The 11,837-nt window shown below is 48.1% G+C and carries 11 protein-coding genes; 10 read left to right on the forward strand and 1 reads right to left on the reverse strand.

Annotated elements, in window-relative coordinates; all coding sequences use genetic code 11:
* The first annotated feature begins 82 nt into the window (after positions 1-82).
* The gene (locus ACFQ3J_RS01660) at positions 83-1,948 is read left to right on the forward strand and encodes a bifunctional homocysteine S-methyltransferase/methylenetetrahydrofolate reductase (protein ID WP_251580920.1); all 1,866 of its coding nucleotides are present in this window, start codon (positions 83-85) and stop codon (positions 1,946-1,948) included.
* A gap of 191 nt (positions 1,949-2,139) precedes the next feature.
* Here ACFQ3J_RS01660 and ACFQ3J_RS01665 read toward each other — a convergent pair whose 3' ends face one another.
* Positions 2,140-2,535 carry an acyl-CoA thioesterase gene (locus ACFQ3J_RS01665; RefSeq protein ID WP_091158374.1) on the reverse strand — a complete coding sequence of 132 codons (396 nt, stop codon included), beginning with the start codon at positions 2,533-2,535 and terminating at the stop codon, positions 2,140-2,142.
* Positions 2,536-2,736: 201 nt separating this feature from the next.
* Here ACFQ3J_RS01665 and ACFQ3J_RS01670 point away from each other — a divergent pair, with 201 nt between their 5' ends.
* The 9 genes from ACFQ3J_RS01670 to rsmB all read left to right on the forward strand — a co-directional run bounded on the left by ACFQ3J_RS01670 (position 2,737) and on the right by rsmB (position 11,805).
* Positions 2,737-3,627 (forward strand): YicC/YloC family endoribonuclease, encoded by an 891-nt coding sequence (locus ACFQ3J_RS01670; protein WP_251580922.1) that lies wholly within the window; start codon positions 2,737-2,739, stop codon positions 3,625-3,627.
* A 178-nt stretch (positions 3,628-3,805) separates the two neighbouring features.
* Positions 3,806-4,066, forward strand: a complete 261-nt coding sequence (gene remA / locus ACFQ3J_RS01675; RefSeq protein ID WP_006209218.1) for an extracellular matrix/biofilm regulator RemA — start codon at positions 3,806-3,808, stop codon at positions 4,064-4,066.
* A 13-nt stretch (positions 4,067-4,079) separates the two neighbouring features.
* Positions 4,080-4,661 carry a guanylate kinase gene (gmk, locus tag ACFQ3J_RS01680; RefSeq protein ID WP_091158370.1) on the forward strand — a complete coding sequence of 194 codons (582 nt, stop codon included), beginning with the start codon at positions 4,080-4,082 and terminating at the stop codon, positions 4,659-4,661.
* A gap of 10 nt (positions 4,662-4,671) precedes the next feature.
* Positions 4,672-4,905 carry a DNA-directed RNA polymerase subunit omega gene (gene rpoZ, locus ACFQ3J_RS01685; RefSeq protein WP_251580924.1) on the forward strand — a complete coding sequence of 78 codons (234 nt, stop codon included), beginning with the start codon at positions 4,672-4,674 and terminating at the stop codon, positions 4,903-4,905.
* A gap of 125 nt (positions 4,906-5,030) precedes the next feature.
* Positions 5,031-6,242 carry a bifunctional phosphopantothenoylcysteine decarboxylase/phosphopantothenate--cysteine ligase CoaBC gene (gene coaBC, locus ACFQ3J_RS01690; protein ID WP_091158367.1) on the forward strand — a complete coding sequence of 404 codons (1,212 nt, stop codon included), beginning with the start codon at positions 5,031-5,033 and terminating at the stop codon, positions 6,240-6,242.
* 4 nt (positions 6,243-6,246) lie between these two features.
* Positions 6,247-8,811 carry a primosomal protein N' gene (gene priA / locus ACFQ3J_RS01695; protein WP_091158365.1) on the forward strand — a complete coding sequence of 855 codons (2,565 nt, stop codon included), beginning with the start codon at positions 6,247-6,249 and terminating at the stop codon, positions 8,809-8,811.
* Positions 8,812-8,902: 91 nt separating this feature from the next.
* Positions 8,903-9,385: a peptide deformylase gene (gene def, locus ACFQ3J_RS01700; protein ID WP_091158364.1), complete on the forward strand. Its 483-nt coding sequence runs from the start codon at positions 8,903-8,905 to the stop codon at positions 9,383-9,385.
* 12 nt (positions 9,386-9,397) lie between these two features.
* A complete protein-coding gene (fmt, locus tag ACFQ3J_RS01705) occupies positions 9,398-10,360 on the forward strand; it encodes a methionyl-tRNA formyltransferase (protein WP_251580926.1) in 963 nt (320 codons plus the stop codon).
* Between the two features lie 44 nt (positions 10,361-10,404).
* Entirely contained in the window at positions 10,405-11,805 is a 1,401-nt protein-coding gene (gene rsmB, locus ACFQ3J_RS01710) for a 16S rRNA (cytosine(967)-C(5))-methyltransferase RsmB (protein ID WP_091158361.1), read from the forward strand.
* The last annotated feature ends 32 nt before the right edge of the window (positions 11,806-11,837 follow it).

Here is an 11,837-nt window from a genome sequence, read left to right on the forward strand (position 1 = left end):
TTTATGCAAAATCATTGCTTAAACAATCCTCCCATATGTGTTACATTAGTGTGAACAAATTGGAATTGGCGGGAGGAGAACGATGGCGGATTTACGTGAGGTGTTGAAAAATGAAGTCATTATAGGCGATGGCGCCATGGGGACAGAGCTTTATAAAATGGGCGTTCCGGTCGGAGTTTCATACGAAGAATTGAACTTGATATCGCCCGATATGGTTCGTGATGTTCATTCCAGATACATTGAGGCAGGAGCACGACTTATTGAAACAAATACGTTCTCAGCTAACTACGTTAACTTATCCAAGTATGGTCTTGAAGATCAAGTTGAAGCGATTAACAGAGCCGGTGTGAGAGTCGCACGAGAAGCGATGGGCGATAAAGGTTTTGTTGTAGGTGCTGTCGGAGCCATTCGTGCAGGAAAGAGAGCAGACATTTCGGCTGCTAAGCTGAATTTTAATTTTGAACAGCAAATTTCTGTTCTTGTTGATGAGGGAATCGATGGTGTACTCCTGGAAACGTTCTATGACGTGGAGGAGCTTGTAATTGCAATAAGACAGGTCAGGAAATTAACCGAGCTGCCGATTATTTGCCAGTTTGCTATTGACGATATCGGTCGCACGTTTGACGGATTCACGATGCCCGAAGCTTTTTCCATTCTATATAAAGAAGGCGCGGATGTGATCGGATTTAACTGCCGGACAGGCCCGAGCAGCATTATGAGGGTAATGGAATCGGTTCAGAATCTAGGGATTCCGATGTCGGTATTCCCGAATGCCGGTCTGGCGGAGTATGTTGACGGGGTGTATCGGTATGGTGCTTCTGCGGAGTACTTTGGTCAGAACGCAGTCCGGTTTGCTGACTTGAATGCACGGATTATCGGCGGATGCTGCGGTACGACACCGGAGCACATCAAGGCAATGGTTTCAGCACTTGATAATTATGTGCCAGCTCCACTAACCGTAGTGGATGAAGAGCTTCTGCCAATTCCGGTTTCTGTCACCGAGATACTTGCTGATGGAAGCTCAGCAGGTACGATTCGAACAGAGCCTACGATTGTAGATTTGGTTAAAGAACGCCACACCGTCATCGTAGAGCTTGATCCGCCGCGTGATCTTGATATTCAAAAATTTCTAAGAGGGGCCAAAACCCTGAAGAAGGCTGGTGTCGATGCATTGACGCTGGCTGACAACTCTCTGGCAGTAACCCGGATGAGCAATATGGCGCTCGGCTATCTGGCGAAGGAGCAGATTGGACTGAGACCGCTGATTCATATCGCCTGCCGGGACCGCAATTTGATTGGAACACAGTCTCATCTTATGGGCTTTGATGCCCTGGGCATTGATCATGTGCTTGCGGTTACCGGAGATCCCTCCAGATTCGGAGACCTGCCGGATTCAAGCTCGGTGTATGACTTGACATCATTTGAAATTATACGGATGATTAAGCAGCTGAACAGCGGAATAGCTTTTTCCGGTAAACCGCTTAAGCAGAAGGCAGACTTTGTTGTAGGTGCCGCATTCAATCCCAATGTGAAGTATCTGGAGAAGGCAGTACAGCGTTTGGAGAAGAAGATTGCTGCCGGTGCAGATTATATTATGACCCAGCCAATCTATGATCCTGAGCTGATTGTACAGCTCAAGGAAGCAACAAGCCATTTGGACATTCCGATATTTATTGGAATTATGCCGCTTGCCAGTGGACGGAATGCGGAATATTTGCACAACGAGGTACCAGGGATTCAATTATCGGATGAAGTCAGAGAGAGAATGGCAGGGCTTGAAGGCGAAGAGGGCCGCAAGGTGGGTACGACGATAGCGAAGGAACTGCTGGATGTGGCGATGGAGCATTTTAATGGAATCTATATAATGACTCCGTTCATGTTCTATGGAATGAGTGAAGAGCTGACTCATTATGTGTGGGAGAAGTCAGGCCGCGCGATTAAGGCATAGAAAAATAAGCAGAATTAGATATACAGCAACAGCCGATATTTACGTTGCCAGTTTATTTATAAGAACGACCAAATAGAGTATCACGAGTGAGAAAAAAGTCCGTGCCTGCTGAGCCGAATATAGCAGGTACGGGCTTTTGTGCTGTTGCTTTTTAATCATCATATAAACGGAAAGATCCAGTACATGCTTGATCATGAAGAGAAAAGGTTCCGCAGCTGTTCCGGTATCGGTCTGCTTTTTCGAGTGGAAGGGTCGATGGTTACGCTTGTAATGAGAGCGTCTGCGCAGATCTCCTGGGCTTCATTTAATATCGTTTGCCTGAGCACATAACTTGAATTCCGGGCGCTGTCTTGTTCTGTTGTCACGGTAAGGAGCTGACCTTGAAGGCATTCCTTGCGATAGTTAATATTGATATTAACGGTGACCGTCTGACAGCCAAGCTCAAGCAGCGTTTTGTAAGACAGCTCTCCAGCTTCATACCATTCATCTCGTGCCCACTCCAGGTATTCTAGATATTTTGCATTATTTACGTGGCCGTTGACATCAATCTCGGTAGGACGAACAATAAGTTTCAGTTCTGTTTTCATATGCAGATCTCCTGTTTAAGTTTTTGATGGGTCATTTAGAGGATGCCCGTGCATGAAGTGCAAATAAATAATGTATGTAGATTCTAATAGGAAGCCCTGAATTAGGCAATAATGGTATGAATTAATGGCTAATCCCCCTTGATTATCGTACTTGTTTAAGCCTGTATTATCCGATACAATAGTATAATGGATGTGATGCCGATGTCATTCAGTATGACCGGATACGGTCAATATTTGCTCAGCTATGGCGGGTATAAGGTACAATTTGAAGTCAAATCCGTAAACCATAGATATTGTGAAGTCGTCTTTAGGATGCCAAGGGAATGGAGTCGTTTCGAAGACGGGCTTCGCAGGATGGTACAGCGTAAACTTGCACGAGGCAGGATTGATGTATTCATTACGAGGGAATTTGATGACAGCAGCAGCAGAGGCACTGTGTTGAATAAGCAGATGGTTGCTTCCTATCTCGAGGCCTCAGGGGAGCTTGAGTCCAGCTTCGGGATGAAGGGGAATCTGACCATTTCAGAAATGCTGCAGCTGCCTGGTGTGTTTGTGAATTCTGAGGAGATGAGCAGTCTCTCGGTCTTTGAGGACCAGAACTGGGAGAGTGCGCTGCAGGAAGGTCTTGCACTTGCACTTGACGAGCTGCTTGATATGCGCTCTCGTGAAGGAAATCATCTCGCCGCTGATCTGAAGTCGCGAATAATGAGTCTGCAGGCTCATCATGCAGCGATGATCCAATTAGCACCTGCTGTAGTGACGGAGTATCGAAGCAAGCTGAAACAGCGATTAACCGAAATTTCTGATGCACCATTCGATGAACATAAATTTGGCATGGAGATCGCGATTTTTGCCGACCGATCCAACATAGATGAGGAGCTGACTCGTCTCTCTAGTCATATGGCTCAGTGCGAAGAGCTGCTCACCATGCGTGAGCCTATAGGGCGCAAGCTTGATTTCTTGATCCAGGAGATGAATCGTGAAGTCAACACCATCGGTACCAAAGCTCACCACCTGGGGCTGGTTAATCTGGTGGTCGAGATGAAGGCCGAGCTGGAGAAGATCAGAGAACAAGCTGCGAATTTAGAATAGGCAATGAACACTTAGTTGAATCAATTTCATAATACCTTTAGCTGCTTCAATTGAGGGTATATATAGATCAAAATGATTTTGTTTGTCTATATATAGTTTCAAATTCACCTTTTAATGATTTATGAAATTGATTCAGTTTTGCAAAGATTACACCAGTAATAGGGGGACGAACCTGAATATGGCAATTAAACTCATAAATATAGGATTCGGTAATATCGTTTCGGCGAATCGCATCATTTCTATTGTTAGTCCTGAATCCGCCCCAATCAAAAGAATTATACAGGAAGCACGGGATCGTCACATGTTGATCGACGCTACATATGGACGCAGAACACGTGCAGTAATTATTACGGACAGTGATCATGTGATCCTGTCTGCAGTGCAGCCGGAGACGGTTGCCCATCGTTTATCTTCTAAAGACGATGACAACGACGAATAAAATGGAGTGTAATATGTCTAAGGGATTACTAATTGTATTATCAGGACCGTCCGGTGTTGGAAAAGGAACCGTATGCACGGCTCTAAGAAAACGAGTTCCTGAACTCATCTATTCTGTGTCAGCTACAACTCGCCAACCAAGACTTGGTGAGGAGAACGGAGTCAATTATTTTTTCAAGAGTCAAGAGCAGTTTCTTGATATGATCGAGAAGGATCAGCTCTTGGAGCATGCGGAGTATGTGGGCAACTATTACGGAACCCCGCGTGATTTCGTAGAGGAGACCCTTAATTCCGGCAAAGATATCATTTTGGAGATTGAAGTCCAAGGAGCTCTAAAAGTAAAAGAAAAGTTCCCGGAAGGTATTTTCGTATTCCTGCTGCCTCCATCTCTTGATGAATTGAAGGATCGAATTCAAGGCCGAGGCACCGAGAATCAAGCGACAATTGAACACCGCATGTCCGTTGCCGAGCAGGAGATCAGTTTGCTGCAGCAATATGATTATGCAGTCGTCAATGATGAAATTGATTTGGCCTGCAAACGAATAGAATCGATCATCATCGCCGAACATTGTAAAATAAATAGTAAATCGAAATGAGGAATGCTCCATGCTATATCCATCTATTGATGAAATGATGAACAAGGTAGACAGTAAATACTCTCTGGTGGTTGCAGCTTCCAGACGTGCCAGACAGCTGCGCGAAGGTGAGAAGTCCGAGCTCAGAAACCCGAAATCCCATAAACAAGTCGGTATTGCACTTGAAGAAATTTATGGTGATTTTATACGTGTAGAGAAAGGCCATGACGAAGAAGAAGAAGTAGAACAAGACAGCCAGTCATAACCTATATTCGAAATACGAATAATGTACAGCCCTAATAAAAGTGACAACCGCAAGGTTGTTATTTTTTTCTTTAGACGCGTAATTCGCATAAGTCCCAAATCTTAATAAGAACAGGGGGAGCACATATGCTGAACGGTAAAAAAATCGTGCTCGGTGTTTCAGGAGGGATTGCAGCTTATAAGGCGGCTGCGCTGACGAGTAAGCTGGTGCAGAAGGGGGCAGAGGTGCACGTCATCATGACGGCATCCGCCAAGGAGTTCATTACAGAGCTGACCCTTCAGTCCTTATCACGAAATCCGGTATATACAGATACCTTTGATGAACGTGATGCATCGTTTGTCTCACATATTCACCTGGCAGACACTGCAGATCTGGTCCTTGTTGCACCGGCAACAGCGAATGTGATTGCCAAGATGGCTCATGGACTTGCAGATGATATGCTGACAACAACACTGCTCGCAACGACGGCTCCGGTGATGGTTGCTCCAGCCATGAATGTACACATGTATGAGCATCCAGCCGTGATCGAGAACATGAATACCTTATATTCACGTGGTGTGCATTTTATTGAGCCGGGGGTAGGTCAGCTAGCCTGCGGTTATATCGGAAAAGGGCGGCTCGAAGAGCCTGAGACGATCGTGGATGTAATTGAGCGTTTTTTTAAAGAGGATGAAGCGAGCAAGACCCTGTCTGGCAAAAAAATGGTAGTTACAGCAGGCGGTACCATTGAACGAATTGACCCTGTTAGATACATTACCAATGATTCTTCGGGCAAAATGGGGGTTGCTTTTGCCAAAACAGCCAAAGCCATGGGAGCCGAGGTCACGCTAATAGCGGCAAATATGCAAGTAAAGTATCCAGAAGGAATAACGGTTGTTCCTGTCCAGTCTGCAGATGACATGTATCGAGCAGTACTTGAGCATTGGGATCAGAGTGATATCGTAGTTAAGGCGGCTGCAGTTGCTGACTATCGTCCGCTGGAGGCGGCCAAGCAGAAGATCAAGAAGAGCGGCAAGACACTGACGCTTGAGCTCGTCAAGACGGTTGATATTCTCGAATCTCTGGGAAAAGCCAAAACGCATCAATACTTGATCGGTTTTGCTGCAGAAACGAATGACCTGGAGCAACATGCGGCTTCCAAGCTGGAGCGTAAAAATGCGGACCTGATCGTTGCTAATGACGTTACCCAAGAGGGTGTTGGGTTCGGGACAGACACAAATGCGGTTAAAATTTTTGACAGGCAGGGCTTGGTTAAAGAAATTCCTGTGACTGCCAAAGAAGAAGTAGCACGACAAGTACTGCTGATCGCAGCCTCCCGAATGGATGGGAGGAAGTGAGCTTGTGAATATTGCAAAAGTGATAGTAGACGTGCCAGCCAAAGACGTGGACCGCACTTTTGATTACTTGATTCCCGAATCGCTTCAGGGCTGGGTAGAGGTAGGCAGTCGTGTCGGTGTTCCTTTTGGACATCGAACGGTTCAGGGCTTTGTTGTAGGGCTGGAAGAGGCAGTAACCACAGACTTCAAGCTGAAGCCGATTGCCGAGCTCCTGGATCTGGTTCCGCCGCTGTCGCCTGATCTGGTTGAGCTTGGCAGATGGATGAGCCAGCATTACGCCTGTAGTGCCATTATGGCCTTGCAGGCGATGATTCCGACTGCGCTGAAGGGTAAATCCAAGCGTTATATCTCTGTTTCAGAAGGGTTCGAGCCATTACAGGAGCAGACCGTGCAGGTATCACAGGCTGCAAATGACAGTCCTGTATTATTTGCGCTCCCGGAACGGCAGGAGGAACCATCCATCCAGGATGAAATCATTCGATATGTACGGAGCAAGGAACAGGTGACACTGGATCATCTCAGTCATCGGTATCCGGATTATTCAAAGGAAATCAAGCGATTGATTCGCAGCGGCCTCCTGCATGAGGAACAGATGATCAAGGACAAGCTGCAGAAGAAGATGCTCAAGGCGGTTAATCTTGCTGTAAGCGATAGAGAGGCTGAGGAGGCGCTTGCTGACTTTCCGGCCAAAGGCAAGCGGCAAAAAGAGGTCTTATCTTTTTTGCTTGAAGCGAAGGAACTGCTCCCAATGCCGCTTAAAGATGTGCTGTCTGCGCTCCAAGTGTCTGCCGCCACAGTGAAAGGGCTTGAAGACAAGGGATTGATCTTGATCTCTGAATTGGAAGTGTTCCGCGACCCATACCGTGGACGTGATTTCAAGCCAACTGAGCCGCTTCCGCTCACCGCGGAACAGCAGGCAGTCTATGACCGGATTGCAAGACAGCTGGATAAACGTGAGCAGGGCGTATTTCTGCTGCATGGCGTGACAGGCAGCGGTAAGACGGAAGTATATCTTCAGGCCATTCAGCGATGCATTAAGCAGAACCGTCAGGCCATTGTGCTCGTTCCTGAGATTTCACTTACACCGCAGATGGTTGAAAGATTTAAGGGACGTTTTGGTGACCAGGTTGCCGTTATGCACAGCAGGCTATCAGGCGGAGAGAGATATGATGAGTGGCGAAAAATCCGTGAAGGCAAGGTTAAAGTGGCCATCGGTGCACGATCTGCTGTGTTTGCTCCGTTTGATCAGCTGGGATTGATCATCATTGATGAAGAGCATGAGACCTCCTATAAGCAGGAGGAGACGCCGAAATATCATGCAAGAGATGTGGCAGTAGAACGCTCCAAGCAGCACGGAGCAGCAGTTATCTTGGGCTCCGCAACGCCATCACTTGAAAGCTACTATGCTGCCAGGTCACAAGCTAGTGATGAGTTTGCCCCGGTTCTAATGGAGATGAACTACCGAGCCTTGGGCAATGAGCTCCCGAAGGTACGGATCATTGACATGAGGGAGGAGCTGAAAGACGGTAATCGGTCGATGTTCAGCAGAGCCCTGCATCAAGGAATTGCGGAGCGGATTGAACGCGGAGAGCAGACCGTACTTCTCTTGAACCGCCGCGGGTATTCAACCTTTGTGATGTGCCGTAGCTGCGGCTATGTTGCAAGTTGTCCGGAGTGTGATATCTCTCTTACGTTTCATCAGCGAAGCAATAACCTAAGATGTCATTACTGCGGCTATGCGGAGGCCGCTCCTGAGATTTGTCCCGATTGCGGCAGCGAGCATATCCGTTATTTTGGCACGGGGACTCAGCGAGTAGAGGAAGAGCTGGCGAAGCTGTTCCCTGGCGTGCGGGTGATTCGGATGGATGTGGACACAACGACCGAAAAAGGCTCCCACGAGAAGCTGCTCAAAGCTTTTCGTGAGAAAAAGGCAGATATTTTGCTTGGAACACAGATGGTGGCCAAAGGGCTTGATTTCCCGGACGTGACGCTGGTTGGTGTTATAACCGCCGATTCAGCGCTGAATTTGCCTGACTTCAGGGCGGCTGAGAAAACATTTCAGCTGCTGACTCAGGTTGCCGGTCGTGCGGGCCGCCATCAGCTGCCGGGAGAGGTGTTCGTGCAATCCTATACACCAGATCATTATTCGATTGTGCATGCAGGGAGCCATGATTATCTCTCGTTTATCAAGGATGAACTAGGCCACAGGCGTGCTCTGCAGTATCCGCCGTATTGCCGGCTGATCCTGGTGACATTCTCACATGAACAGCTTCCTGTCCTTGTGAGGGCAGCCGAGAATTACACGAGACTTCTCAAGGAGCAGGCACAGAAGATGGGGCTGCTCGGCAGTCTGGATCGATTTAGTTCAGATGCCTTTGATGTTCTGGGTCCGGTCGCCTCACCGATGCCGCGATTAAAAAATAGATACAGGTTTCAATGTATGATAAAATGGCGTGGGGAAATTGATGCCATCGGCCTTGTGAAAAATATGGCGAGCAAGATGGAGCAGGATTTTCAGGGTAAGGATTTGCTTATAAGCCTTGATGTCGATCCACAGATGCTGATGTAGTTCAGGATCGGGATTCATAACATATAAATTAACATGAAGCAGGATGATGAAATCCTGAAATATTTACGTTCATAGGAAGGTGTTTAGCAGCATGTCAATTCGATTGATTGTAAAAGAACCGGATGAAGTATTGCACAAAGTAGCCAAGGAAGTAAAGAAGATCACACCTAATGTACAGAAACTGCTCGATGATATGGCGGAGACGATGTATGATGCGGATGGTGTGGGTCTCGCTGCACCGCAGGTCGGCATTTTAAAACGACTGATTGTAGTGGATGTAGGGGATGATCACGGTCTGATCAAAATGATCAACCCTGAGATTGTAAGCTCGGAAGGAGAGCAATTTGGACCCGAAGGCTGTCTGAGCATTCCAGGCTATAACGGGGATGTTCGCAGAGCCGAAACGGTTACGGTAAAAGGTCTTGACCGCGATGGCAAAGAATTTACGGTTACGGGCAGTGGTTTGTTCGCGAGAGCGTTCCAGCATGAAATCGATCATTTGAACGGCGTTTTGTTTACGGACCTCGCAGAAAAAGTGTATGAAATTGGAGCTGAACCGAACCGCGGTAAATAAGGAGATATGAAAATGAACATCGTTTTTATGGGAACACCGGCCTTTGCTGTGCCTTCGCTCGAAAGACTGCTTGAGGAAGGATACAACATCAGCCTTGTGGTCACTCAGCCGGATAAACCTCAAGGACGAAAAAAGGTTCTGACACCGCCTCCTGTCAAAGAAGCTGCGCTGAAGCACGGTATTCCCGTGTTTCAGCCGGCAAGGCTTCGTGATAAAGAATCTGTAGCTGAGCTTGCCAAATGGAAGCCGGATCTCATTATTACTGCTGCTTTTGGACAAATCTTGCCGAAATCAGTGCTGGATATGCCTCACTCTGGCTGTGTTAACGTGCACGGATCGTTACTGCCGAAATATCGGGGAGGTGCACCGATTCAGCGTTCGATCATTAATGGAGAGAAGGTTACGGGTGTAACGCTCATGTACATGGCTGAAGGTCTTGATACCGGTGATATGATCTCCAAGGTAGAGGTCGCTATTGAGGACGAGGATACTTCGGGTACTATGTTTGAGAAGCTCAGTCTTGCTGGAGCGGAGCTGCTGATGAGCGAGATGCCTCATTTGATTAAGGGAAAAGTGCAGGCCACTCCCCAGAATGAGGATGAGGCGACTTATGCAAAGAACTTATCCCGAGAGGATGAGAAGATCGACTGGTCTCGTCAATCACGTCAAATTTACGACCAGGTCAGGGGACTCACTCCATACTCTGGCGGGTTTACATTGTGGGACGAGCAGGTATTTAAGGTCTGGGGCACAATTAATCCTTCTAAACTCCCTGAGCCATACCTTCAGGCGTCTGATGCTAGTATGAATGCAGAGCCGGGGACAGTGCTTGGGGTGTCCAAGCTGGGCATTGAAGTGAAGACAGGTGACGGCTCTTTGTGGCTGTCAGAGGTGCAGCCTGCGGGTAAAAAGGCGATGGCTGCCGGTGATTTTGCCCGCGGCGGATCACTTAAGACAGGGACGGTGCTGAAGTGAAGTCAGGAGACAACAAAAATCCTCGCCATAGCAATACATCCAGTATGCATAAAGGTAAGGGCGGTGCTCAGTCTGCTGCTTCTGGTAAGCGCAAGGTATCCAGCAGAGAGGCGGCTCTTCAAATCTTGGCTGCTGTGGAGCAGGAAGGGGCTTACAGCAATCTGCTTCTGAATCAAGTGCTGAAACAGGCGAATCTCAATCCCGCTGATGCGGGACTAGCCACGGAGCTGGTATATGGCACCATTGCACGGCAAAAGACACTGGATTATTATCTTGAATCCTATGTAGCCAAAGGTCTTGCCAAGCTTCAGCCCTGGGTTCGAAGTTTGCTTAGGCTGAGTCTGTATCAAATTATATATTTGGATCGGGTGCCGGATCATGCGGCGGTAAGTGAAGCGGTAAATATTGCCAAGCGCAAGGGCCATCAGGGCATATCCGGAATGGTGAACGGGGTGCTGCGCAATATTCTGAGAAATCGGGACAAGCTGACGATTCCTCAGAACCTTCCTGCCGCAGAGCGCATCGCACTGACGCACTCCCATCCTGAATGGCTTGTTAAGCGCTGGATTGAGCAGTACGGGGAGCAGGAAGCTGAAGCGATGTGTATGGCGAATAACGAGGCGCCTCCGGTCAGTGTTCGGGTGAATACGACCATGATCTCAAGAGAGAAGCTGATGAATGAGATGCAGGAGGAAGGACTGGTAGTGGAGCCTTCCCTTCTCAGTGATGATGGGATTATCGTCAAGAGCGGGGGGAATATGGCTCTTACCGACTGGTATAAGGAAGGGATGCTCTCTGTCCAGGACGAAAGCTCCATGCTTGTGGCAGGAGCGGTCGACCCGAAGCCTGGCATGACCGTTCTGGACTGCTGTGCTGCACCCGGAGGCAAGACCTCGCATATGGGTGAGAAGATGGAGGATCGAGGACATATTATTGCCAATGACATTCATCCTCACAAAGTAGAGCTTATTCATAGACAGGCGGAACGGCTGGGGCTCGCCAGCATTGAGACCGTATGTCATGATGCGCTTGATTTGGCTGCCAGCTACAAGGAAGCTTCGTTTGACCGCATATTGCTCGATGCGCCTTGCTCTGGGTTCGGGGTGATTCGCAGAAAGCCGGATCTTCGGTGGACTAAATCCCCAGAGGATGTTGAAGCCATCAGCGCGCTGCAATATGAGCTGCTGAGCCGCGTATCCAGGCTGTTGAAGCCTGGAGGCACGCTTGTATATAGTACTTGTACTACAGAGCATGCGGAGAATGGCGGTGTCGTGGAACGCTTCCTGAAGGAGAATGATCAATTTGCTCCTGCGGGTCATCTGGTGATGAGAGAAGAGCTGCAGCGCTCTGCAACAATGGACGAGTACGGAGTTCAAATTTTGCCTCACCAGTTTCATAGCGACGGATTCTACATTGCAAGACTGACACGGCTTGAATCATCGTAAAAAGTGGATTAATAAACAAGACTGCCGCCAGT

Origin of the sequence: Paenibacillus provencensis, from assembly GCF_042678545.1 — a bacterium.
Classification (GTDB): Bacteria; Bacillota; Bacilli; order Paenibacillales; family Paenibacillaceae; genus Paenibacillus; species Paenibacillus provencensis.

What these genes read in the sequence shown, in the direction of transcription:
- ACFQ3J_RS01660 (WP_251580920.1), top strand. Translation starts at nt 83, where the DNA reads ATGGCGGATTTACGTGAGGTGTTGAAAAATGAAGTCATTATAGGCGAT.
- ACFQ3J_RS01665 (WP_091158374.1), bottom strand. Translation starts at nt 2,535, where the DNA reads ATGAAAACAGAACTGAAACTTATTGTTCGTCCTACCGAGATTGATGTC.
- ACFQ3J_RS01670 (WP_251580922.1), top strand. Translation starts at nt 2,737, where the DNA reads ATGTCATTCAGTATGACCGGATACGGTCAATATTTGCTCAGCTATGGC.
- remA (WP_006209218.1), top strand. Translation starts at nt 3,806, where the DNA reads ATGGCAATTAAACTCATAAATATAGGATTCGGTAATATCGTTTCGGCG.
- gmk (WP_091158370.1), top strand. Translation starts at nt 4,080, where the DNA reads ATGTCTAAGGGATTACTAATTGTATTATCAGGACCGTCCGGTGTTGGA.
- rpoZ (WP_251580924.1), top strand. Translation starts at nt 4,672, where the DNA reads ATGCTATATCCATCTATTGATGAAATGATGAACAAGGTAGACAGTAAA.
- coaBC (WP_091158367.1), top strand. Translation starts at nt 5,031, where the DNA reads ATGCTGAACGGTAAAAAAATCGTGCTCGGTGTTTCAGGAGGGATTGCA.
- def (WP_091158364.1), top strand. Translation starts at nt 8,903, where the DNA reads ATGTCAATTCGATTGATTGTAAAAGAACCGGATGAAGTATTGCACAAA.
- fmt (WP_251580926.1), top strand. Translation starts at nt 9,398, where the DNA reads ATGAACATCGTTTTTATGGGAACACCGGCCTTTGCTGTGCCTTCGCTC.
- rsmB (WP_091158361.1), top strand. Translation starts at nt 10,405, where the DNA reads ATGCATAAAGGTAAGGGCGGTGCTCAGTCTGCTGCTTCTGGTAAGCGC.